Origin of the sequence: Craurococcus roseus (assembly GCF_039523795.1) — a bacterium.
Lineage (GTDB): Bacteria > Pseudomonadota > Alphaproteobacteria > Acetobacterales > Acetobacteraceae > Craurococcus > Craurococcus roseus.
In genome coordinates this window covers 82,267-104,635 of sequence record NZ_BAAAFZ010000026.1, presented here as the reverse complement: position 1 = coordinate 104,635, position 22,369 = coordinate 82,267, and the positions used below count along the sequence as shown (strand labels likewise).

Genomic DNA, 22,369 nt, shown 5'->3' with positions numbered 1-22,369 from the left:
CCGGCGGCCCGCCGCCAGGAGCGCGAAAGCCCGTCCTTCCTCATCCGTCCTCCAGGTGCAGCAGCAGGGCGAGCGCGAGCAGCAGCCCGGCGACCGTCGGCGCCCAGGCGGCGAGCGCGACCGGCAAGGTGCCGGCCTCGCCGAACTCGCCGGTGATCCGGTCGAGCACGAACAAGGCGAAGCCGGCCGCGACGCCCGCGGACAGCATCCGCGCCACCCCTCCGCGGCGCGAGGACCGCATGGAAAAGCCGGCCGACAGCAGCGCCATGGCGGAGGCGAGCACGGGCAGCGACAGCAGGCTCTGGAAGTGCAGCCGGTGGCGCACCGCCGAGAAGCCGGCCGCTTCCAGCACCTCGACGAAACCGGGCAGCGCCCAGAAGCTCAGCGTGTCGGGCGAGGCGAAGCTGTTCTCGATGCGGTCGGGCGTCAGCTCGGTCGGAAAAATCACGGCTTGCCGCGGGCCGGCGCTGCGGTCGGCGTTGAAGGAGACCGCGTCCTCCAGCACCCACTGCCCCGGCAGCAGCCGCGCGCGGGGGGCTTCGACGCGGGCGAGCGGCCGATCGTTGGCCGACAGCCGCCAAAGGCTCACGTCCGTCATGGCGAAGCCGGCCGCCGGCGTCGCCGCCGCCCCTCGCCTTCCGGACACCGGGCGGCCGGACAGGATGGCTTGCCCGCCCGGCTCCAGGCCGCGGTCCGCTTGCCGCAGCCACAGGCGGCCGCCCGCCAGCGCGGTGAGGCCCGACGTGTTGCGCAGGTAGGCGTGGTCCAGCCGCTCCGCCCGCGCCAGCATGGTGGAGGACAACGGCGATATCCCGAACGTGCCCAGCAGCCCGACGGCGAGCGCCACCGCCACCGGGCCGGACAGGAAGCCCCAGGCGGACACGCCGGCGGCGCGCGCCACCACCAGCTCCGACGAGCGGGACAGGCGCCAGAAGGCCAGCAGCCCGCCCAGCAGGATCGCGAAAGGCAGGATTTGCATGGCCACGAAGGGCAGGCGCAACCCGGCGATCTGGGCCACGAGCGCGAAACCGGCGTCGGGGCGGGTCGCGGCGCGCCGCAGCAGCTCGATGAAGTCGAACAGCGCGACCAGCAGGGTCAGCCCCGCCAGCATGGCGAGGCAGGCGCCCGCGAACCTCCGGGCGACGTAGAGGGTCAAGGTGGCCGCGACGGTCACGGCGCGGCGGCCCGCCGGGAGGCGTGCGGCAGCCCCGGCATCCCGCTCAGCACCCAGGCGGCGACCAAGCCGGGCAGGACGGCGTTCAACCAGACCAGCGGGATCAAGGCGTTCTGCCGCGCCGCGAGATTGCCCACCATCAGCCCCGCCGCCAGCAGCCCGACCACCACGGCGATGCCCGCGGCCAAGCGGAGCCCGCCGCCGTGGCGGCGGAACTGCCCGGTCAGCGCCGTGGCCATGGCGACCAGCGCAAAGCCGAGCGCGTTGAGCGGGCTCGCCAAGCGGTTGTGCGCCTCGGCCCGGAAGCGCCGGAGGTCCCGCTCCGGGATGCGCTCTTCCGGGTCGGGGTTCAACAATTCGTCGAGGCTGCGCTCCTGGGCGTTGCGGTAACGGTTCTCCTCGCCGCGGGAGGCGCGGGCGAGGTCCAGGGTGTTTTCGCTGAAGCTCAGCACAGACAGCCGGGTCGCGGGCGCCGTGCCCGGCGGCGAGCCCGCAGGCGGCGGGACGCGCTCGACCTGCTGCCGCTGCCCGTTCTCCAGCGTGACGCGCGGCCCGGTGGGTGTGGGCGTGATCCGCCCCGTCTCGGCGAGGATCGTGACCGGCGCGCCCCTTTCGCGGGCGTCGTGGACCAGGATGCCGCGGAGCGAGCCGTCGCGGTCGCGCAGCCGCGCGTAAACGGTGAGGTCGTCGCCCACCGAGCTGAACACGCCTTCCTGCACCAGGATGGCGGCGAGCTGGTTGCGGATCTCGAACTGCCAGGCGCGAAAGGCCGCCTGGGTTTCCGGAACCACGAAGAGGTTCAGCGCGTAGCACGCCGCCGTGGAGAGCAGGGCCAGCGCGATCGCCGGCCGCGCCAGCCGCCACTGCGAAAGGCCCGCGGCGCGCATCACCACCAGCTCCCGGTCCGACGCCAGCCGCACGTACACGAAGAGCGCGACGAGGAAGGTGGTGATCGGCAGGATGATGGCGAAGAAGCCCGGCAGCAGCAGCCCTGTCAGCTCGATGAACACCAGGAAGGACAGCCCGCGGTCGAGCACCAGCTCGATGAAGCGAAGCGATTGCGTCAGCCACACGAGCACCGCCAAGCCGACGGTGACGGAGAGCAGCGCGAACGCCAACTGGCGGAAGATGTAGCGGTCGAGCCGGGTCATGGAGCGCGGACCCTACCCGCTGGGGCGGGGCCGCGGAAGCGCGGGCGCGGCCGGGGCTGCGTTCGGTTCGAGGGTGTTGCCCGGCCGGCGGCGGCTTACCCTTCGGCGTCCAGGAAAAGTTCGGCCACATCGAGCGCGATCCCCGGCGGATCGAGCCGCACGGCGCCGTCGCGGGCGATGCGTGTTGCGATGGAGCCGTCGTCCGCCCGCCCGTGGTGGATCACGGTCCGGGTCTTCGTGTCCGCGAGGAGGTAGTGGCGGACCGAAGGCATCCGGAAGTAGTCCGCGAGTTTCGCGCCCGCGTCGTGCGCGCGCGTCGAGGACGCCAGCGCGTCCGGCTCGTACACCGTGTCGGCCGAAACTTGGCCCGCCACCCCGTCCGGGACGGCTTCGCAAGGCAGGCCCTCGCGCTTGATCGCGTCGGCGAGGGAGCGGTGGGCTTGCGCCTTCGCGCGCGCATGCGCGAGGCGCTCGGGCGCCATGCCGACGATCTCGCCGCCGACCAGTTCGCACCGCACGCCGCCGTCGAGGCTTTCGATGGCCCAGGCCATGAACTCGTCGGCTGTCATGCGCGTGGGCCGGGGTTGGCCGAGCGCATTCTTGGTTTAGTTCCTCGATCGCCACGGAAGCACCGCCGCCCGGCCAGGACACGCCGCCGCGTCACGGCGGGAACAGCTTGCCGGGGTTCATGAGGCCCGCCGGGTCGATCGCCGCCTTGATCCGGTGCATCAGGTCCAGCTCCGGGCCGCCGCGCCATTCTTCCAGGATACCGGCCTTGAGGCGGCCGATGCCGTGCTCGGCCGAGGGGCTGCCGCCCAGGTCGCGCACCACGGCGTTCACCGCGTCCATGATCTCGTGGCTCCGGGCCAGGAACGCGGCCGGGTCCGTGTCCTCCGGCTGGAGCAGGTTCATGTGGATGTTGCCGTCCCCGAGATGCCCGAACGGCACGGGCACGCTGCCCGGGACCAACGCCCGCAGCGCTTCGGAGCAGCGGCGCATCAGCTCCGGCGTCTTGCTCACCGGCACCGAAACGTCGTTCTTCACCGAAGCGCCGGCCAAGCGCTGCGCTTCCGGGTGCTCCTCGCGGATGCGCCACAAGGCCGCCCGCTGCGCCTCGCTGCCGCCGATCGCGGCGTCCAGCACCTCTTCCGCCTCCAACGCCTCCTCCAGCACCGCCTCCATCATGCCGCGCAGCCCGGCATCGGGCCGGGAAGAAGCGAGGTCCACCAGCGCGTAGTGGCCCGCGCGCGTCTCCACCGGCAGCGCCGCGCCCGCGACATGGCGGGCCACGAGGTCCACGCCGGCGCCCGACATGTACTCGAAGGCGCGCACCGCGGTTTCGTCGCGGTCTCGGAAACGCCGGAACAGGGACAGCGCCGCCTCCTCGCTCGCCACGGCGCAAAAGGCCACCTCCGACTCCCGCGCGCGCGGGAACAGGCGCAGCACGGCGGCGGTGATGAAGCCGAGCGTGCCCTCCGCGCCCACGAAGAGGTGGCGGAGCGCGTAGCCGGTGTTGTCCTTGCGCAGCCGCCGCAGACCGTTCCACACCCGCCCGTCCGGCAGGACCACCTCCAAGCCCAGCACCAGTTCCCGCGCGTTGCCGTATCGCACGGTGGTGTTGCCGCCGGCGTTGGTGGAGAGCACGCCGCCCACCGTCGCCGAGCCCTCGCCGCCGAAGGAAAGCGGGAACAGGCAGCCCGCCGCCGCCGCCGCGTCCTGCGCCGCCTTCACCACCACGCCGGCCTCGACTGTCATGGTCATGTCCACCGGGTCCACGTCGCGCATGCGGTTGAGGCGCGCGAGCGACACCGGGACCTGCAAGCCGCTCTCGTCCGGCACGGCGCCGCCCACCATGGAGGTGTTGCCGCCTTGTGGCACCAGCGCGGCCCCGGCTCCGGCGCAGAGCCGCACCGCCTCCGAGAGTTCCGTCGCGTTCGCCGGGCGCAAAAGGAAGGGAGCGCGGCCCCGGTACAGGCCGCGCCAGTCGGTGAGGTGCGGCGCCAAGTCCTCCGGCGCGGACAGCAGGCCGGAAGGACCGAGCAGCGCCTGGAGGCGGTCGAGCAGGCCGGTCGGCCGGGGCTGGTCGTCGGGCATGGGCGCAGAATCGAACGGAAACGGCGAGCGGTCAAACGCCGCGGGGCACGCGGAAGCATCCGGAACCGCGGCCGGGGCGTTCCTCCCGCGGACGGACGGGACGGGGGGCGAGCATGGCGGGCACCATCGCGCGGATCGGTTCGGCCCGTTTGCCGGACGGCGCGGAGGCCGAGGAGTTCGTCCTGGACGACGGCCGCGGCATGGCGGCCCGTATCGGCAGCTACGGCGCCCGGCTCCTTTCTTTGCGCGTCCCCGATCGCCACGGGGCGCCGGTGGAGGTGGCGCTCGGCCACGACCGCTTGGAGGACTGGGCCAGCGACGGCGCGTTCATGGGAGCCACGATCGGCCGTTGCGCGAACCGGATCGCCGGCGGCCGGTTCGAGCTGGACGGGCAGACCCACCAAGTGCCGACCAACAAGCCGCCGAACGCCCTCCACGGCGGACCGGGAGGCTTCGACAAGGCGGTCTGGCGCATGGAGCCGCCGGAGGGCGGGGCGGCGCTCGCCTTCGCGCACGTCAGCCCCGATGGCGACCAGGGCTTCCCCGGCGCCCTCCGCGCGCGCGTCCGGTACGCCCTCACCGGCGACGGCGTCCTTTCGCTCCGCTACGAGGCGGAAGCCGACCGGCCCACCGTCGTGAACCTGACCAACCACACGTACTTCAACCTCGCCGGCGCGGGCAGCGACGTGCTCGACCACGTCGTGACGATCGCGGCCGATCGCTTCACGCCCGTCGACGCCGCGCTAATCCCGACCGGCGAGTTGCGGCCCGTGGCGGGCACGCCATTCGACTTCCGCGCCCCGGCGCGCATCGGCGCCCGCGTGGACGAGCCGGGGGACGAACAGCTCCGCTTCGCCGGCGGCTACGACCACAACTTCGTCCTGCGGCCGCCGCCGCCCGGCGGCCAAGCGCTGCGGCTCGCGGCGCGGGTGGAGGAGCCCGCGCGCGGCCTTTCCATGGAGGTCTGGACCACCGAACCCGCCCTCCAGTTCTACACCGGCAACTCCCTTGACGGTTCGCGCCCGGGCCGCGGCGGCGTGGTGCTTGGACGCCGCAGCGGCCTGTGCCTCGAAACGCAACACTTCCCGGACTCGCCGAACCGGCCGGAATTCCCATCGGTCGTGCTGCGCCCAGGGGAAACTTTCCGATCCTCGACGCTCTACCGCTTCGCTGCCGGCCCCTGACGGCGGGGTCCGCGGAAGGCGAAGCCCAGACACGGCACCATGGAAATCTTCGAAGTCCTGCTCGGCTTGCTGGCCGTCTCCGTCGCGCTCGCCCTGGTAGCCCGCCGGCTGCACGTCCCGCTCGCCGTCGTGCTCGTGCTGGGCGGCATGGCGCTGGCCCTGGTGCCGGGCCTGCCCACGGTTGAGTTCGACCCGCAACTGGTGCTGGCCCTGTTCCTGCCGCCGCTCCTGCAAGCGAGCGCCTACCGCACGGACTGGCCGGCCTTCCGCTTCAACCTGCGCCCCATCCTGCTGCTCGCTCTCGGCGCCGTGCTGTTCACCGCGGCCGTCGTGGCCGCGACCGCCAAGCTGCTGGTGCCCGACCTGCCCTGGGCCGCCGCCGTCGCGCTCGGCGCCATTGTGGCCCCGCCGGACGCGGTGGCGGCGACCTCCGTGCTGAAGGACTTCCGCATCCCCAAGCGCATCGTCACCGTGCTGGAAGGCGAGAGCCTCCTCAACGACGCGTCCTCGCTCGTGCTCTACCGCTTCGCCGTAGCCGCCACGATGGCGGGCACGGTTTCGTTCGGCGAGGCGACGCTTTCCTTCGTGCTGGCCGCGGCCGGCGGGGCGGTCGTGGGCTGGCTCGTCGGGCGGGCCGCGATGTGGATCTTCACCCACCTGGATGACACGCTCCTCGACATCCTCGTCACCTTCCTCGCCGGCTTCGCCGCCTACATCGCGGCCGAACACCTCCACGTCTCCGGCGTGCTCGCCGCCGTGGCCTGCGGCCTCGTGCTAGGCCGGCAGCAGCACGCCGCCTTCACGGCGCAGACGCGCCTCGAGTCCGGGGCGGTCTGGGGCTTCGTCGAATTCGTGCTCACCGCCCTGGTGTTCATCCTCATCGGCCTGGAGTTGCGCGACCTGCTCGCCCGCCTCGAGGACGAAGCCTACGGCCATTGGCAACTCGCCGGCCTCGGCGCCGCCGTTTCGGCGGCGTTGATAGCGAGCCGGTTCGTTTGGCTGTTCCCGGCGGTTTGGCTGCCACGGGCGCTGTCGCCGGGTCTGCGGGAACGCGACCCCATGCCGCCCTGGAGCCACGTCACCGTGATGTCGTGGGCCGGTATGCGGGGCGTGGTGAGCCTCGCGGCGGCGCTGGCGCTGCCGGCGGAATTCCCGGGGCGCGACCTCATCCTGTTCCTGGCCTTCTGCGCCATCCTGGCGACGCTGGTGCTCCAGGGCACCACGCTGGGGCCGCTGATCCGGCGCCTCGGCGTGAGCGAGCCCGAGGGCGAGCCGGCGAACCCGGCGGTGACCCCGGAGGCCATCGAGGCGCGGAGCACGGCCGCGGCAGCAGCGATGGACGCCGTGGCCGAGAAGCTCGACGACCCCGAACAGGCGGCGGCGGCCGAAGACCTCCTGCGCGACCTCCGGGTCCGTGCCAAGCGGGCCGAACAGGCGCGCCGCGACGCGGAAACTGGGTCTCAACGCGAGACGGCCCGGCTCGGCCTGAGGTTGGCGGCGATCGAAGCCGCCCGCGCCAAGCTCCTGGCGGAGCACAAGGATGACCTGGACAGCGAAGCCATGGCGGCCCTCGTCGCGGAATTCGATCTGGAAGAGCAGCAGATCAGGGTAGCGATGGGTGAACGATGACGGCGCCCCTCGCTGCGTCGTGACCCCGGCTGCGACGTTTTCGGCCATAGTTGGTCGTGCTTTCGCTACCTCGAACCGGACACGAGGAGGCTCGCAATGGAGTGGTCGGGGAGTGTCCGCCGCCGGACCACCGCCGGGACGACCCTGCGTGGCCCGGTCGCGGCTCGGCCCGCTTGCGCTCGACGCCTCGCGGGCATTCCACCAGGCGAGTTTACGAAATGCGGAGGTCGTGCCGCATCCGACCGCGGCCGTCCCGCGTATGGGAGGCGCCAGGAGCCTTCCGCGGCGCGGCCCGTCCGGCTTCACCGCGACAATGCGCCGCCGCGCCCCGTTCGGGACCACGACCAAACGACACGGCGGAACAAAGCCGCTCTCACGCCCGATTAGGCCAAGCAGCCGATGAGCGAACGAAACAGCCCAGCGTCGCAGAGCAACTCCCACTGGTTGATGGGCGAGGCGGACCTGCTTCGGTTCGACCGACATCGCGCGGAAGCCAGGTCGGCGCACGCCCCGCCGCCCGCCCAGCATCCCACCGGAACCGGCGCGAGGATGCCGTCCTCGCCCGGCAGCGGGTACGAACAGATTCTCGCCGCGCGCGGCGAATTGCGGACGCGCGCGGACCGTGCCGTTTCCAACGAACGGCGCGCGTCCGCCGAACCGGCGGCGGCGGCTAGGCCAGCCGCTCCCGCCGCGCATCGGAGCCTGGAACGGCCACCCGAGCGCCCGGGCGGCCTCGACCGCCGCGACCGCCCGGCCCTGCTGGTTTGGGGGTTGCTGACAGCACCCGCCGCGTGCGTCTTGTTCGCTTTCACCTGGGTGGGCTCCCCGCGTTCGCCGGTCCCATCCGCCGCGGCACCCGTGGCCAGCCGGACTTCGCTGCCGATCATCGTCGGTGCGGGGAGCGTCGCGCCGACGCCGCTGTTGGCGAGCGAAGGGGAATTGGTCATCGCCGCCCGGGATGCGCCGCAGGTGCATCCCTGGCCGGACGACGCCGAGCCCGTGCCGCCACTCGGGAACCCGTGGCTCCGCCCCATGCCGAACGGCTTGCAATTGGAGTCGGTCTTCGACGCCCTGGCCGGCGGCTCAGAATCGGCGCAGGAGAGCGCCCCTTCCGGTGAGTTGCCAAGCAGCCCTGACATGCTCCCGGAGGAGGTCCGGGCGGCGTTTGCGACCTGGGACCGGCACACCTCGCCGCGGGTGTCGGATGACGGGCCCGGAACGGGCCCCGCGGAGGGGGGGCCTGTGTCCGCGGCGCGTGGCCGGGACGCCCCCGCGGCCGAGGCTGGCCCGGGCTCCGGGATGCCGGCGGACGATTGGGCGCCGCTCACCGTCGTCGGCGCGGCACCGGACGCTGAGCCGACCCGTGACGACCCGGCAGAAGCCGAGGCCGCCGCGGAGGCGGCGTCCGATCCTGCGCCGCCCTCCGTTGCGACGATCTTGGGCGCGGTGGAACCCGCCTCACACCAAGAGAAAACGCTTGACGTGCCGGCCTCCGCCGGATCGCGCGACCGCGACGCGGCGGAGGCCACCGAGCCGTCGCCCCCGGTCAAAGAAAGGCAGCAGGCGTTCGCGGCCCTCCATGACCCTGCCGGGCAGCCTCCCGAAGCCGCCCTTTCTTCCGCCGGGACGGACGCGGCCGCGGACGCGGAAGCGTCCGGCGGATCTCCCGCGGCACCAACGCCGCGGATGGCGGCGCTGGCGCCGCCGCCGCCGCCCGCCGCGCGTCCGCCCAGGGACGGCGCGCCGTCACCCGCGAAGCCGCGGTTGGGCGGCGGGGCCTCGCCTTCGTCCGTTCCCCGTCCGGCCCCCCAGGGCGACTCGCCCGCCCCGCCCGCGCCCGACCCGCGCTGCCGGACCATCATCGTCAAAGCTCAGTTGGGAGAAGAAACGAGCCATGCCGAACGCCTCTTGTTGCGCAACGGGTGCGGTGCGCGGCGCTGACGGGCGCCGCAGCGGCGGCGCGCCCCGTTTCGCGCTCCTCGCTTTGTGCCTGGGGGCCGCGCTCCTCGCGGGCTGCGCCGGCACGAGGGGGCAAGGGGCGGCGACGCCCACGGCGGAAGCCGCGCCGATCCCGCCCAAGGACGCGCTGCCGCTGGACCAAGCGGCGGTGGCGCTCGCCGACGCCACGCTGCTGCGCGCGCAACTGCCACCCCCGGGGCCGTCCGGCCGCTACCGGCTGGTGGTCGACCCGTTGATCGACCGCGCGACCGGCACCGAAACCCAAGCGACGCGGGCCATGGAGCGCCGGATCATTTCCCTGGTGCGCGAGCGCCACCCGCGCTTCGACCTGCGGCCCTTCACCGTGGCGAGTTTGGACGAGAAGCCGCTGGTCCTGCTCGGGTCCATCGCCCCCGTCGCCGAGGCGGGCAGCCGCGCCAACATGCCCGGCCCGGGTCGCCCCGCGGCGTACCGCATCTGGGCCGTGCTGGCAGACCTCGGCACCGGGCGCGTGGTCGCGCACGAGGAGGCGTGGGTGCGGACGGACGAGGTCGACGCGACGCCGGTCGCGTTTTTCCGCCAAAGCCCGGTTTGGACGCCGGACGGCGCCGCCGCGGCGTATCTCCGCACCTGCGCGCTGTTCCCTGGCGACGCGATCGACCCCGCCTACCTGCGGGCGATCCGCGTCCAGGCGCTGGTCGCCGACGGCATCCGAGCCTACGAGGAGGGGCGGCACCGCCAAGCGCTCGCCTTCTACGAGGAAGCGCGCGGGCTCGCGCCGCAGGACCAGCAGCTCCGCATCCGCAACGGGCTGTACCTGGCGAACCAAGCCCTCGGGCGCAGGCGGGAAGCCGAGGACGCGTTCGGCTCCGTGGTGGAATACGGGCTGGAGCGCGGGCGCTTGGCGGTGAAGTTCGTGTTCCGGCCCGGCTCCACCGCGTTCTGGCCGGACCCCGCCATCAGCGGCCCTTACCCGATGTGGCTGCGGCAGATCGCGGCGCGGACGGACGCGCGGGCGGCGTGCCTGGAGGTCGAGGGGCACAGCAGCCCGACCGGCTCGGCGGCGGTGAACGACCGCCTGTCGCTCGCGCGGGCGGAGCGCGTGCGCGGCCGGCTCGTGGCCCAGCGCCCGGAGCTGCGGGAGCGGTTGGAGGCCGAAGGCGTGGGCTCGCGCGAGCCCGTGGTCGGCACCGGCGCCGACGACGCCTCCGATGTGCTGGACCGCCGCGTGGAGTTCGAGCCGCGCGCCTGCCCGGCGCAGGTGGCGGGCGTGGGTGGGGCGGCGGGCTGAACGGCGGTCAGCCCGGCACTTCGCCGTCGCCGAGCGCGCGACGCAGCAGCGCGGCGTAGCGCTCGGTATCCGCACGGAGCCGCGCGGCTTCCTCCGGCGCGGCGACCTGCGCCGCCATGACGCAGGCGCCGAGTTGGAAGGCGAGGTAACAGGGCGTGAGCGCGCGGACGAGGCCGGGCTCCACCGCGCGCCCCGCTTCGCGCGCGACCGCCGCGAGCAGCGCGCCGCGATCCTCTTCGAGCCCGAGTTCGCACACGGCGCCCGCGACGTCCCAGGCGACGTCCTGGCAGCCGACGAGGTCGTGCGCCGCGTGGTGGTCGAGGGCGTCCGCCTTCAGGAGCCGGCCGTCCGGCAGCGGCAGCCACTCCCAGGCGTGGAGCCGGTTGTCCGTCTCGATCCGCCGCAGCCGCGGCTCGAAGCTTTCGAGGCCCGCCGTCCGCTCTTCCAGGCGGCGAGCCCATTCCTCGCCCATGCCCTCGCCGACGTTGTGCCGCGCCATGCGGCGCAGCGCCGCCAGCGTCGCCCCCTGCCCCGCCCCGGCCGGGAAACACCGCGCCCGGAAGCCGAGGTAGCGCCCGACGCGCTCCGCCAACCGCGCCGCGTCGTGGGCGCCGCGATGGAAAGGCCGCGCGTCGCCCACCCACTCTTCCACCAAGAAGCCGTGGCGGAAGCCGGCGACGGCCGGCGAAAGGCCGGCGCTGTGCAAGGCGCGCGCCCGCTCCAGCTTGCGCTCGCCTTCGCGGCCCAGTCCGGCGAACTTCAGCAGCCACGTCCCGCCGCCGCAGGCCCGTAGCAAGAACTTGCGGCGCTCCGCCTGCGCGTTGACCGGCGGCCAACCTGCTTCGCGCGGGTAGCGGAGCCGGCGCCACGCGCCGCCTGACAGTTCCTCCAAAGGACCCACAGGCGCGCCCACCAGGTCCTCCACCCAGGACGGAAGCCGGTGCCCTGCCAGCGCGTCGAACCCCACGACGTGGCGGTGCGCGCCCGCCCAGCGCGCGCGGTGGCGAGGGGCCGCTCGCGGCCCGGGTTCGCCGCCGTGGCTCGGGAAGAAGTGGATGCGGCCGGGCGGCACGCCGCGGTCCTCCAGGAAGTCGGCCACCGCGCCGAAGGAGCTGCCGGACAGGCCCGGCCCTTCGTCCGCCACCGCGAAGGCCGTGGGCGGGTCGGCCAGCAATTCCGCTTCCAGCCCCTGCGACAGCGACAGCTCCCGCCGGAAGGGGTGCCCGACGGGGCGCAGCGTCACGGGCGGCGGCGCTTCCGAGGCGGCGGCGACCAGCGCGCCGAGCGCGACGCCGATGCTGCGGATGCCGACCACCCTGACCCGTGAGCCAAGCGGGAACCCAGCCGCCTGCGCCGCCTCCAGGTACGCTTCCGGGTACAGCGCGTAGAAGGCGAAGCCCTCCGCGCGCTTGGTGCGCAGCGTCTCGGGCAGCGGCGGCGCCGCGTCGAACGCCGCCTCGACCCGCACGGGGTCGAAGCGGGCGAAAGCGCTGCCCCAGGAAAGCCGGACGGCGGCGGCGAGGCGCGTCAGCAACGCCGTGGCGGCGTCGCCGGCGGGCGAGCGCGCGTCCCGCCCGCCGTTGGCGTCGAAGGCCGCGTCGGCGACGCCTTGGGCCAGTTCGCCGGCTTCGATGAACGCCGCCACCAGGGCGCCGTGGCGCGCGATCCCCGCCGGCATCGCTTCGGCGTCCCGCAACCCGCGCGCGATGCCGGCGAGCTTCGCGCGGGCGTCCTCCATCCGCACTTGATCGCCGTAGAACAGCATCGAGGCGCCGCTAGGACCCTGGCGCGACTGCGGGGCGGACGGAGCGGTGCCGCTTCGCTTCCTCGCTGTCCCGCCGCCTTGCCACCTTGCCGCCTTGCCTTTCCGGAGCCGCGGCGCCGACTTGGCACGATCCACGCTTCGACGGTTGGAGTGTGCCCTTTCCATTCCAAAAACGCGAGGACGCCGGTTCGGGTATGGCACTCCCGTTCGGGGCCGCCCGACGGAACGTCGCGGGTTCTGGCGCGGCCAGCGGAGCCGGAAGCAGGCATTTAACCGTGTCCAGACGTGAATAATACCCGTGCTGCAGCAGACCGCGATCAGAATTAACGAAATCACATCGTATTAACAGGTTGATCCACGAAAACGGACGTGCAAACTACCCGCACCGAGGTCGCGCTTGGCCTCGCCAACGAGGATGGAGCCCAGGGTGCCCAAATCGTCCGAACCGGCCCCGGCCCGCGAGCGCGCGGATCGCGATGGCGGCCGCTGAGACAACCGTCGCACCGGCCTCCGCCGACGAGGCTCGGAATCTCCGCCCCGTCGTGAGCCGGCCCATGTCCCTTTCGGCGCAGGGTCGCGGCTTGCCCGCCCCGCCGCCCCGCCCTCACGCGGGGCGCGCGTCGACGGGACGCGCCGCGGCGCCGGCCGTTTGGCGGCGCCTCCTCCGTTCCGGCGGCGCGGGCTGGATCGTGCCGGCGCTCCTCCTGCTCGGCTGGCAACTCCTCGCGCAGCACGGCGCCATTCCCCCCAACGTGCTGCCGGCGCCTTCCGACGTGGCGGCGGCGGGCTGGCGCATGGCCCTCAGCGGCGAGTTGCTGGACAACATCGCCGTCAGCTCCCGGCGGGCGGCGGCCGGGTTCCTCATCGGCGGCGGCCTCGCTTTCGCCTTCGGGCTGCTCAACGGCCTTTCCCGGGTCGGGGAAAGGCTGACCGACACCACCATCCAGATGGTCCGCAACGTCCCCAACCTGGCGCTGATCCCGCTGGTGATCCTGTGGTTCGGCATAGAGGACGACGCGCGGATCTTCCTCGTCGCGCTCGGGGTCTTCTTCCCGGTCTACGTCAACACCTTCCACGGCATCCGCACCGTGGACGCGCAACTGGTGGAGATGGGCCGGTCCTACGGCATGTCGCGCCCGGCGCTGTTCGGCCGGGTGGTGCTGCCGGGCGCGCTGCCCTCCATCTTCGTCGGCCTGCGCTACGGGCTCGGCATCATGTGGCTGACGCTGATCGTGGCGGAAACGATCGCCGCGAATTCCGGCATCGGCTACATGGCCATGAACGCCCGCGAATTCATGATGATCGACGTCGTGGTGCTGGCGATCCTGCTCTACGCGCTGCTGGGCAAGCTGGCGGACAGCGCCACACGCCTGCTGGAACGGCTGTTCCTGCCCTGGCATCCGGCCTTCCAGACCGTGCGGAAGGGGGACGCCTGAAGTGGACGGCTCGCACTTCCCACAGGCCGTCGCCGCCAACGACCACGGCGCCGGGATCGCCATCCGCGGCGTGCACAAGGGCTTCGGCGAGAAGCGCGTGCTGCGCGGCATCGACCTGGACGTCGCGCCGGGCGGGTTCCTGGCGATCGTCGGCCGCAGCGGCTGCGGCAAATCGACCCTGCTGCGCATCCTCGCCGGCCTCGAAACCCAGGACGCGGGCGACGTCGCCATCGACGGCAGCGCGGTGCGTCCGGCCGAAGCGGCCCGGCTGATGTTCCAGGAGCCTCGGCTGCTGCCCTGGTCCAGCGTCCTCGGCAACGTGGAGGTGGGCCTCGGCCGCGCCCGCAAGGCGCCGGGCGGGCGGGCGCAGGCGCTGGAGCGCCTCGCCGAGGTCGGGCTGCGGGACCGCGCGCGGGATTGGCCGGCCGTGCTCTCCGGCGGGCAGAAGCAGCGTGTCGCGCTGGCCCGGGCCCTGGTCAGCCGCCCTCGGCTGCTGGCGCTGGACGAGCCGCTCGGCGCGCTCGACGCCCTCACCCGCATAGAGATGCAGAGCCTGCTGGAGCGCGTCTGGCTGGAGCAGCGCTTCACGGCCGTCCTCGTCACCCACGACGTGGCGGAAGCGGTCGCGCTGGCCGACCGCGTGGTGCTGGTAGAGGGGGGCGCCGTCCGCCTCGACCTGCCCGTGCCCCTGCCCCGCCCGCGCCGCCGCGGCACGCCGGACGCGGCGGCGCTCGAAGCGCGCATCCTCGCGCGCCTCCTGCGCGACGGCGCCGGCACCGGCGAAAGGAGCGCCGCATGACCGCCGCCATCACCACGGGCCGCCGCGCCCTCCTGCTCGGCGCCGCGGCGGCCGGCCTCGCCGCGCCCGCCCTCGCGCAGGGGGAGCGGAGCTTGCGCATCGGCTACCAGAAGTACGGCACGTTGGTGCTGCTGAAGGGCCGCGGCGCTCTGGAGCAGAAGCTACGCGGCGGGGGCGTGCGCGTGAGCTGGACGGAGTTCCCGGCCGGCCCCGCGCTGCTGGAGGCGATGAACGCCGGCGCCATCGACTTCGGCACCGTCGGCGAAGCGCCGCCGATCTTCGCCCAGGCCGCCGGCGCGCCCCTCGTCTACGTCGCGCACGAGCCGCCGGCGCCGCAGGGCGAGGCGATCCTCGTGGCGCGCGACAGCCCGATCCGGGACGTCGCCGAGCTGCACGGCAAGAAGGTCGCCTTCAACAAGGGCTCCAACGTCCATTACCTGCTGGTCCGCGCCCTCGAGGCGGCGGGGCTGCGCTACGCCGACATCGAGCCGGCGACGTTGCCGCCCGCCGACGCTCGCGTGGCCTTCGAGCGGAAGCAGGTGGACGCTTGGGTGATCTGGGACCCGTTCCTCGCCGCGGCGGAGGCGACGACGGGCGCGCGGCGCCTAGCCGACGGCACGGGCCTGGTCTCCAACCACCAGTTCTACCTCGCCCACGAGCGCTTCGCCGCCGCGAACGGCCCGCTGGTGGACGCGGTAGTCGCGGCCCTGGCCGAGACCGCCGCCTGGGTCGGCCAGGACATCCCGACAGCGGCACGGACCCTGAGCCCCGGCGTCGGCATCCCCGCCCCCTTCCTTGAGGTGGCGATGCGCCGCCAAGCCTACGGCGTGCGCCCGCTCGACGCTGCGGTCGCCGCCGAGCAGCAGCGCATCGCCGACACTTTCCACGGCCTCGGGCTGATCCCCCGGGCCATCCGCGTGTCGGACGCGGTGCGGCAGACGGGAGCATGAACGTGACGACCACCACCGGCGAAGGGGCGAAGGTCCTCTGGTTCCTGCCGACGCACGGCGACGGCCGCTACCTCGGCACCCCCAAGGGCGGGCGCGCCGTGGACCTGCCCTACCTGCGGCAGATCGCGCAGGCGGCCGACGGCCTCGGCTACTACGGCGTGCTGCTGCCGACCGGGCGGTCCTGCGAGGACAGTTGGGTCGTGGCCTCCGCGCTCGCGCCGTTGACGGAGCGGCTGCGCTTCCTGGTCGCGGTGCGGCCGGGCCTACTTTCGCCGACGCTCGCGGCGCGCATGACGGCGACGCTCGATCGCCTCTCCTCCGGCCGCCTGCTCATCAACGTGGTGACGGGCGGCGACCCGGTGGAAAACAAGGGCGACGGCATCTTCCTGCCGCACGCCGAGCGCTACGAGGTGACGCGCGAGTTCCTGCACGTCTACAAGCGCTTGCTGGCGGACGAGGCGGTGTCCTACGAGGGCCGGCACATCCGCGTGGAGAACGGGCGCCTCGCCTTCCCGCCGCACCAGGCGGGCGGGCCGCCGCTCTACTTCGGCGGCTCCTCGGCCGACGGCATCGACGTCGCCGCCGAGACGGTGGACAAGTACCTGACCTGGGGCGAGCCGCCGGCGCAGGTGGCGGAGAAGGTCGCGGCCGTGCGCGCCATCGCCGCGCGCAAGGGCCGGCGCCTATCCTTCGGCATCCGCCTGCACGCCATAGTGCGGGAAACCAGCGCGGAAGCTTGGGCCGCGGCCGACGACCTGATCCGGCACCTGGACGACGAGACGGTCGCGGCGGCGCAGAAGATCTTCGCCCGCATGGACAGCGAGGGGCAGCGGCGCATGTCGGCGCTGCACGCCGGCCGGCGCGACAAGCTGGAGGTCAGCCCGAACCTCTGGGCCGGCGTCGGCTTGGTCCGGGGGGGCGCCGGCACCGCCCTCGTGGGCGACGGGGAAACGGTGGCCGCGCGCATGCGCGAGTACCGGCAGGCGGGCGTCGACACCTTCATCATGTCGGGCTACCCGCACCTGGAAGAAGCGTACCGCTTCGCCGAGTTGGTCTTCCCGCACCTGGAACTGGCGCACCCGGCGCACGCCCAAGCGGGCGCCGTGAACACCGGGCCCTTCGGCGAGATCATCGCCAACGACCGCGCGCCCGAACGGCGGCGCGCGGCGGCGGCAGAGTAGGACGGCACGGCCGCTGTTCAGGGCGGCGCGAACAGCTCCGGCCGCCGCAGCCGGAGCGTCTGCAACAGCGCGAAGAGCTTCAGCTCCGTCAGCGCGCCCGCGTCCGCCATGGCGGCGAGTTCGGCGAGCGGCATCTCGGCGACGGAGATGCCCTCCTGTTCCGAGGACAGCCCGCCGCCGGCCCCGACGCGGTCCGCGGCGCGGTAGGGCGCGAGGAACAGGTGCGCCCGCTCCGTGGAGAGCGCCGGCATGGTCCAGGCGAAGACCACGGGCTCCAAGGCGCCCAATCGCAGCCCGACCTCCTCCATCGCTTCGCGCCGCGCGCAGGCTTCGGGGTCGTCCTCGTCCAACCGCCCGGCCGGCGCTTCCAGCATCTGCGCTTCGCCGGCCGCGTGGAAGGGCGGCGCGCGGAACTGGCGGACCAGCAGTGCCGCCCGCCGCTCCGGGTCGTAGGGCAGCACCGCCACCGCCTGCCCGTGGTCCTCGACGTCGCGGAGAGCGGTGCCGCCGTCCGGCAGGCGGACGGTGGCGACGAACATCCTCGCCCAGCGCTCGTGCCGCAGGTCGAGCGCGGCGATCTCCGGCGTCACGGCCGCGGCCCGCCGGCGCCCGGCACCGGCCTCAACCGAAGTCCATGCCGACCGGGCGGGGCTCCCTCTGCCGCGGCTGGGGCAGCGGCGCCGCCCGCTCCGGGCGCCGCTCCTCGGCGAACCAGGCGATGGTGGCGCGGAGGCCGGTTTCGAGCGGGGTGCGCGGCGCCCAGCCGAGCAGGGCGGCGGCGCGGGAGATGTCCGGCCGCCGCCGCCGCGGGTCGTCTTCCGGCAAGGGCCGGTTCACCACGGCGGAGCGGGTGCCGGTGAGGGCCACGACGCGCTCCACCAACTCCGCCACCGACAGTTCGACGGGGTTGCCGAGGTTCACCGGGCCGGGCGGCGGGCCTCCCCGCGCCCGCTCGTGCGCCATCAGGCGCATCAGCCCCTCGACCATGTCCGAGGCGTAGCAGAAGGAGCGCGTTTGGCAGCCGTCGCCGTAGACGGTGATGTCCTCGCCGGCGAGCGCCTGCGTCACCACGTTGGACACCACGCGGCCGTCGTCCGCGCGCATCCGCGGTCCGTAGGTGTTGAAGATGCGCGCCACGCGCACCTCGGCGCGGCCGGCGCGGGCGAAGTCGAAGCACAGCGCCTCGGCCGCGCGCTTGCCCTCGTCGTAGCAGGCGCGCGGCCCGGTCGGGTTGACGTTGCCCCAATAGCCCTCGGCCTGCGGGTGGCTTTCCGGGTCGCCATAGACCTCGCTGGTGGAGGCCTGCAGGAAGCGCGCGCCGCACGCCTCGGCCAGCCGCAGCAGGTTGCGGGTGCCCACCACGTTGGTGAGCATCGTGTGTTCGGGGTCCGCCTGGTAGAGCGGCGGCGAGGCGGCGCAGGCGAGATTGAACACGGCGTCGGCGCGGAGGCGCGTCGGCAAGGGGCCGATGACGTCCGCTTCCACCAGGTCGAAGCGCGGTTCCCGCGCGAGGTGGCGCAGGTTCTCGCGCCGGCCCGTGCCGAAGTTGTCCAGGCACACCACGTGCGCCCCTTCCGCGAGCAGCGCGTCGCAAAGGTGGGAGCCGAGGAAACCGGCGCCGCCGGCGACGAGGACGTGGCGCGTCTCGCCGTTTTTCAAAAGCTCACCTGTGCGTCTGCGGGGCGGGCGGCAACGGCGCGGCGGCGCCCCCCGCCTTGCCGGCGTCGCGCGATGGCCGCGCGGAGATGCGTTTCCAGTTCGCCGGCACGGTGCGCCGCGGTGTGCCCGGCGAGGACGCGGCCACGCGCCGCGTGGGCAAGGGCTCGGCGGCGCTCTTCCGGCCAGTCGAGGGCGGCCAGCACGTCCTCCGGCGCCCCGGCCAAGGCGATTTCCGCGCCGGGGGCGAGGATGGCGTCCAGCCCCTCCCACGTGTCCGACAGGATGGGCGTGCCACAGGCGGCGGCCTCGAACAGCCGGACGCTCGGGCTGTGCCCCGCGCGCACCATGTCGGCGCGGGTGACGTTCAGCGTGAAGCGGCTCGCGGCGTAGAAGGCCGGGTGATCCGCGGGCGGCACGTGCTCCAGGCGCTCGACGTTGCCGGGCCATTCGATCCCAGTGGGGTACTGCGGCCCGGCCACCGCGAAGCGCCGCCCCGGCGCTCGGCGGGCGGGTTCGAGGAGCAGGCGCTCCAGCGCCGGCTGGCGGTCGGGGCTGTAGGTGCCGAGGTAGCTGAGGTCCCAGCGGACCGGCGCCCCGGGCAGCGGCCGGTAGGCCGCCGGGTCCACCGAACAGAAGAGCGGCCGCGCCGCCCGCGCGCCGTAGCGCCGCTCCAAGGCGTCGAGCGTCGGCCCGCCAGTGAAGGACAGGTACAGGTCGAAGCCCGGGATGAGCGCGGCGGACAGGTATTCCTCGTCGGCACGGGCGAGCTTGGCGAGCGTCACCGGCGTGTCGATGTCGTAGAAGGCGGTGGCGCCGCGCGCCCACTCCTGCGCGAGCCGCCCGACCGCGACGCCCTCCGGCACGTAGGAACCGACGACGACGGCGTCGGCCTCCGCGATCGCGCACCGGTGCGATTCGAGGCCCGGGAGGTCAGAGTAGAGCGCCAAGCGGCAGAAGCCGGGATCGGGCGTGTCGCGGTGCGCCGCGTACCAGGGCACGTCGCGCTCCAGGAACAGCACGTCGTGGCCGAGCGCGGCGAAGGCCCTCAGCAGCGCGCGGTAGGTGGTGGCGTGGCCGTTCCCCCAGGAGGATGACAGGCTGAGGCCGAGCACGACGACGCGCAGCGATTCCCGCGGCGGCCCGCTCACGCCGCGCCCCTCGCCGAATGCGACGCTCGCTTGCGGGCCGCCTCCTCCCGGAGCAGCGAGTCCACCTGCGCCCCGCGGCGGGCGTAGGTGTGCTCCGCCAGGACTCGCGCCCGCCCGGCCTCGCCGACGGCCTTCGCCCGGCCGGGCGTCAGCGCGGCCAGGTGCGCCGCCACGTCCGCCCCGTCGCGGGCCACGAGCACCTCCTCGCCGTTCTTCAAGAAGAGCTCCAACCCGACCCAGGCGTCGGTGACGAGGCAGGCGCCCGCGCCCGCCGCCTCGAACACGCGGGTGGCCGGCGAGAAGCCGACGGCCGCCATGCTGTCGCGGGCGATGTTGAGCACGGCGAGGGAGGACGCGTTGAAAGCGTTGTGGTCTCGCGTGCCCACGTGGCCGAGGTGCCGCACGTTGGCGGGCATCGCCTTGTCGCCCCAGCCGTTGCCGCCGATGAGGAACCGCCGGTCCGGCAGCAGCGCCGCCGGACGGAGGAAGAACTCCTCCACACGCGCTTCGCGGTCCGGCAACCGGTTGCCGAGGAAGGACAGGTCGGCGGCGAAGCGCGGATCGGCCGCCTCCGGGTGGTGAGTGTCCGGGTCGAGGGCGTTGTAGACCGGCACGCAGCGCCGCGCGCCGAAGCCTTCGTAGGCCTCCACCACAGGCGGCCCGCCGCCGTAGGTCAGCACCAGGTCGAGCGAGGGAAGCGCGCGGCGCAGCGGGTGGCCCGGCCCGTCGGCGCGCAGTTCCGCCAGGGTCGCCGGCGCGTCCACGTCCCAGAAGACCCGCACCGCTTCCGGGCGCGAGGCCGCGACCACGCCTTCCAGCAGCTCCCCGTCGAAGACGCCGACGCCGCTGGCCTTCACCACCACGTCCGCGGCGGCGGCCTCCGCCAGCACCGAGCGCAGCCCCGCCTCCGTCGCCGGGTACACGCGCACGGCGGCCCAGGACGGCGGCTCGATGTCGCGGTGTTGCTGCCGGTCGAAGGCGTTGGGCTCGTAGAAGGTGATCGAATAACCGCGTGGGGCGAGATCGCGGAGCAGGCCGCGGTAGTAGGTGGCGGCGCCATTCCAGTAGGAGGACAGCAGGCTCGATCCGTAGAACGCGATCCTCATGCCGCGACGGTCTCGTTCATGCGCAGCACCTTCCCTCCCCCTTCCCAGACGGCCAGAGCGCTCACCGAAGCCGGCGCGATGTCGAAACGCGCGTGGGCGTCGAGCGGCAGCCCGAGCACCCCAGCCACCATGGCTTTGATGACGTCGCCGTGGCTCACGAGCACCACGCCCCCTTCCGGGTGCTCCTCGCGGGCGCGCTCCAGTTCACCTATCGCCCGCGCCTGCGCTTCGGCCATGGACTCCCCGCCAGGCGGCCGCTCGCTGCCGCGCGCCTCGTTCCAACGGTGCCAGAGCGGATCGTCGCGCAGGACGGCGAAGTCCCGGCCGGTCCAGGCGCCGAAGTCGATCTCGCACAGCGCGTCGCTGTCCCAGGCGATGAGGCCGAGCTCGGCGGCGATGGGCTCCGCCGTTTCGCGGGCGCGCTGGACCGGGCTGGTCCAGACGGCGTCCACCGCCTTCCGGCCAAAGTGGCGCGCCAGGGCTTCGGCCTGCCAGCGCCCGTCCTCGCCCAGGCCCACGCCGAGCATCCGGCCGCACAGGACGCTGTCCACGCGGTCGTGGGCGGCGTGCCGCACCAAGTAGACGGTGGTGGCCACGGCTCCGGCTCAGCAATCTTCGCCTGCGACGAAGCGCAGCGTGCGTTCGCGCGCCTCCTCGTCGTCGAATTGCTGGGGCGGCGACTTCATGAACCAACTCGACGGGCCGACCAGGGCGCCACCCGTGCCCCGGTCGAGCGCGAGCTTGGCGCAGCGCACGGCGTCGATGACGACGCCGGCGGAATTCGGCGAATCCCACACTTCCAACTTGAGCTCCAGGTTAAGCGGCATCCCACCGAAGCCGGTGCCCTCCAACCTGATGTGGGCGAACTTCCGGTCGCCGAGCCAGGGCACGTGGTCGCTAGGTCCAACGTGGACGTCGTTCGCGGCGAGCGGCACGCCGAACTGGCTGGTCACGGCTTGGGTCTTGGAGACCTTTTTCGATTCGAGCCGTTCCCTCTCCAGCATGTTCCGGAAGTCGGCGTTGCCGCCGAAGTTGAGCTGGTAGGTGCGGTCCAGCCGCACGCCCCGCTCCCGGAACAGGTTGGCCAGCACCCGGTGAACGATGGTGGCGCCGACTTGGCTCTTAATGTCGTCGCCCACCAGCGGAAGCCCGCGCTCCTCGAAGCGCTTCCGCCACGCCGGATCGGAGGCGATGAACACCGGGATGCAGTTGACGAATCCGCAACCGGCGTTGAGCGCCTGCTCTGCGTACCATTCCGTCGCCCGCTGGGAGCCTACCGGCAGGTAGGACACCACCACGTCTGTGCGGGACCGTTCCAACACCGCGGCGACGTCCGCCGCCGGCGCGTCCGCTTCCTCCACTTCCTCGCGGAGGTAGCGGCCGAGGCCGTCCAGCGTCGGGCCGCGCTCCACCCGCACGCCGGTCGGCGGCACGGACGCGGCGAAGCGCGCGGTGTTGTTGGGCGGCGCGAACACCGCTTCCGAAACGTCACGTCCGACCTTGGCGGCGCTGACGTCGAAGGCGGCCGAAATCTCGATGTCCCCCACCCCGTAACCGCCGATTTCGACGTGGGTGAGGCCCGGTACGGGCTCGTTCGCCGGCGTGTCGCGGTAATAAGACAGGCCCTGCACGAACGAGGACGCGCAGTTTCCCAACCCCACGACACCGACGCGGAGCTTCCGGCTCACGGCGCCGGCCTTGTGGCGGAAGGGATGTGCGACAGCGCAGGTGCGAAAAGACGCGACGTGGCTCGGAGCAATCCGTGTACCTCTCCGGCGTGTGCAACAAACAGACGGGATGAACTCTGGTTCGGGGCGTTGGGTCGTGAGGGTGGCTTCAACTTACCCGAACGTGAAGGCCCCCC

At 73.4% G+C, this 22,369-nt stretch carries 18 protein-coding genes; 7 read left to right on the top strand and 11 right to left on the bottom strand.

Going from position 1 to position 22,369, the window contains the following annotated elements:
- Positions 1-40: 40 nt before the first annotated feature.
- From lptG to ABD067_RS10920, 4 genes are all read right to left on the bottom strand, one after another.
- Positions 41-1,174 (bottom strand): LPS export ABC transporter permease LptG, encoded by a 1,134-nt coding sequence (lptG, locus tag ABD067_RS10935; RefSeq protein WP_343895321.1) that lies wholly within the window; start codon positions 1,172-1,174, stop codon positions 41-43.
- Entirely contained in the window at positions 1,171-2,325 is a 1,155-nt protein-coding gene (lptF, locus tag ABD067_RS10930) for an LPS export ABC transporter permease LptF (protein WP_343895320.1), read from the bottom strand. Before lptF ends, lptG begins: the two co-directional genes overlap by 4 nt.
- Positions 2,326-2,420: 95 nt before the next feature.
- Entirely contained in the window at positions 2,421-2,894 is a 474-nt protein-coding gene (locus tag ABD067_RS10925) for a Uma2 family endonuclease (RefSeq protein WP_343895319.1), read from the bottom strand.
- Between the two features lie 91 nt (positions 2,895-2,985).
- On the bottom strand, positions 2,986-4,419 hold the full coding sequence (locus ABD067_RS10920) for an FAD-binding oxidoreductase (RefSeq protein ID WP_343895318.1): 1,434 nt from the start codon (positions 4,417-4,419) through the stop codon (positions 2,986-2,988).
- Positions 4,420-4,532: 113 nt separating this feature from the next.
- Between ABD067_RS10920 and ABD067_RS10915 the strand changes: the two genes are divergently transcribed.
- From ABD067_RS10915 to ABD067_RS10905, 3 genes are all read left to right on the top strand, one after another.
- Entirely contained in the window at positions 4,533-5,603 is a 1,071-nt protein-coding gene (locus ABD067_RS10915) for an aldose epimerase family protein (protein WP_343895317.1), read from the top strand.
- A gap of 39 nt (positions 5,604-5,642) precedes the next feature.
- Positions 5,643-7,232, top strand: a complete 1,590-nt coding sequence (locus ABD067_RS10910; RefSeq protein ID WP_343895316.1) for a Na+/H+ antiporter — start codon at positions 5,643-5,645, stop codon at positions 7,230-7,232.
- A 1,894-nt stretch (positions 7,233-9,126) separates the two neighbouring features.
- Positions 9,127-10,461, top strand: a complete 1,335-nt coding sequence (locus ABD067_RS10905; protein WP_343895315.1) for an OmpA family protein — start codon at positions 9,127-9,129, stop codon at positions 10,459-10,461.
- Between the two features lie 7 nt (positions 10,462-10,468).
- Here ABD067_RS10905 and ABD067_RS10900 read toward each other — a convergent pair whose 3' ends face one another.
- Positions 10,469-12,226, bottom strand: coding sequence for a hypothetical protein (locus ABD067_RS10900; protein WP_343895314.1), 1,758 nt, complete (start codon positions 12,224-12,226; stop codon positions 10,469-10,471).
- A gap of 689 nt (positions 12,227-12,915) precedes the next feature.
- Between ABD067_RS10900 and ABD067_RS10895 the strand changes: the two genes are divergently transcribed.
- Genes ABD067_RS10895 through ssuD form a run of 4 tightly spaced genes read left to right on the top strand, consistent with a single transcriptional unit; the run spans position 12,916 to position 16,592 of the window.
- Positions 12,916-13,662 (top strand): ABC transporter permease subunit, encoded by a 747-nt coding sequence (locus ABD067_RS10895; protein WP_343895313.1) that lies wholly within the window; start codon positions 12,916-12,918, stop codon positions 13,660-13,662.
- A 1-nt stretch (position 13,663) separates the two neighbouring features.
- Positions 13,664-14,461 carry an ATP-binding cassette domain-containing protein gene (locus ABD067_RS10890; protein ID WP_343895312.1) on the top strand — a complete coding sequence of 266 codons (798 nt, stop codon included), beginning with the start codon at positions 13,664-13,666 and terminating at the stop codon, positions 14,459-14,461.
- Entirely contained in the window at positions 14,458-15,411 is a 954-nt protein-coding gene (locus ABD067_RS10885) for a sulfonate ABC transporter substrate-binding protein (RefSeq protein WP_343895311.1), read from the top strand. The genes ABD067_RS10890 and ABD067_RS10885 overlap by 4 nt, the downstream gene beginning before the upstream one ends.
- Positions 15,408-16,592 (top strand): FMNH2-dependent alkanesulfonate monooxygenase, encoded by a 1,185-nt coding sequence (gene ssuD / locus ABD067_RS10880; protein WP_343895310.1) that lies wholly within the window; start codon positions 15,408-15,410, stop codon positions 16,590-16,592. The genes ABD067_RS10885 and ssuD overlap by 4 nt, the downstream gene beginning before the upstream one ends.
- Positions 16,593-16,609: 17 nt before the next feature.
- Here ssuD and ABD067_RS10875 read toward each other — a convergent pair whose 3' ends face one another.
- Genes ABD067_RS10875 through ABD067_RS10850 form a run of 6 tightly spaced genes read right to left on the bottom strand, consistent with a single transcriptional unit; the run spans position 16,610 to position 22,193 of the window.
- Positions 16,610-17,182: an NUDIX hydrolase gene (locus ABD067_RS10875; RefSeq protein ID WP_343895309.1), complete on the bottom strand. Its 573-nt coding sequence runs from the start codon at positions 17,180-17,182 to the stop codon at positions 16,610-16,612.
- 31 nt (positions 17,183-17,213) lie between these two features.
- Positions 17,214-18,251 (bottom strand): UDP-glucuronic acid decarboxylase family protein, encoded by a 1,038-nt coding sequence (locus ABD067_RS10870; RefSeq protein WP_343895308.1) that lies wholly within the window; start codon positions 18,249-18,251, stop codon positions 17,214-17,216.
- The gene (locus ABD067_RS10865) at positions 18,248-19,399 is read right to left on the bottom strand and encodes a CgeB family protein (protein WP_343895307.1); all 1,152 of its coding nucleotides are present in this window, start codon (positions 19,397-19,399) and stop codon (positions 18,248-18,250) included. Before ABD067_RS10865 ends, ABD067_RS10870 begins: the two co-directional genes overlap by 4 nt.
- Positions 19,396-20,505, bottom strand: a complete 1,110-nt coding sequence (locus ABD067_RS10860; protein WP_343895306.1) for a CgeB family protein — start codon at positions 20,503-20,505, stop codon at positions 19,396-19,398. Before ABD067_RS10860 ends, ABD067_RS10865 begins: the two co-directional genes overlap by 4 nt.
- Positions 20,502-21,101 carry a histidine phosphatase family protein gene (locus ABD067_RS10855; protein ID WP_343895305.1) on the bottom strand — a complete coding sequence of 200 codons (600 nt, stop codon included), beginning with the start codon at positions 21,099-21,101 and terminating at the stop codon, positions 20,502-20,504. Before ABD067_RS10855 ends, ABD067_RS10860 begins: the two co-directional genes overlap by 4 nt.
- 9 nt (positions 21,102-21,110) lie before the next feature.
- Positions 21,111-22,193 (bottom strand): inositol-3-phosphate synthase, encoded by a 1,083-nt coding sequence (locus tag ABD067_RS10850; protein WP_343895304.1) that lies wholly within the window; start codon positions 22,191-22,193, stop codon positions 21,111-21,113.
- Positions 22,194-22,369: the final 176 nt, after the last annotated feature.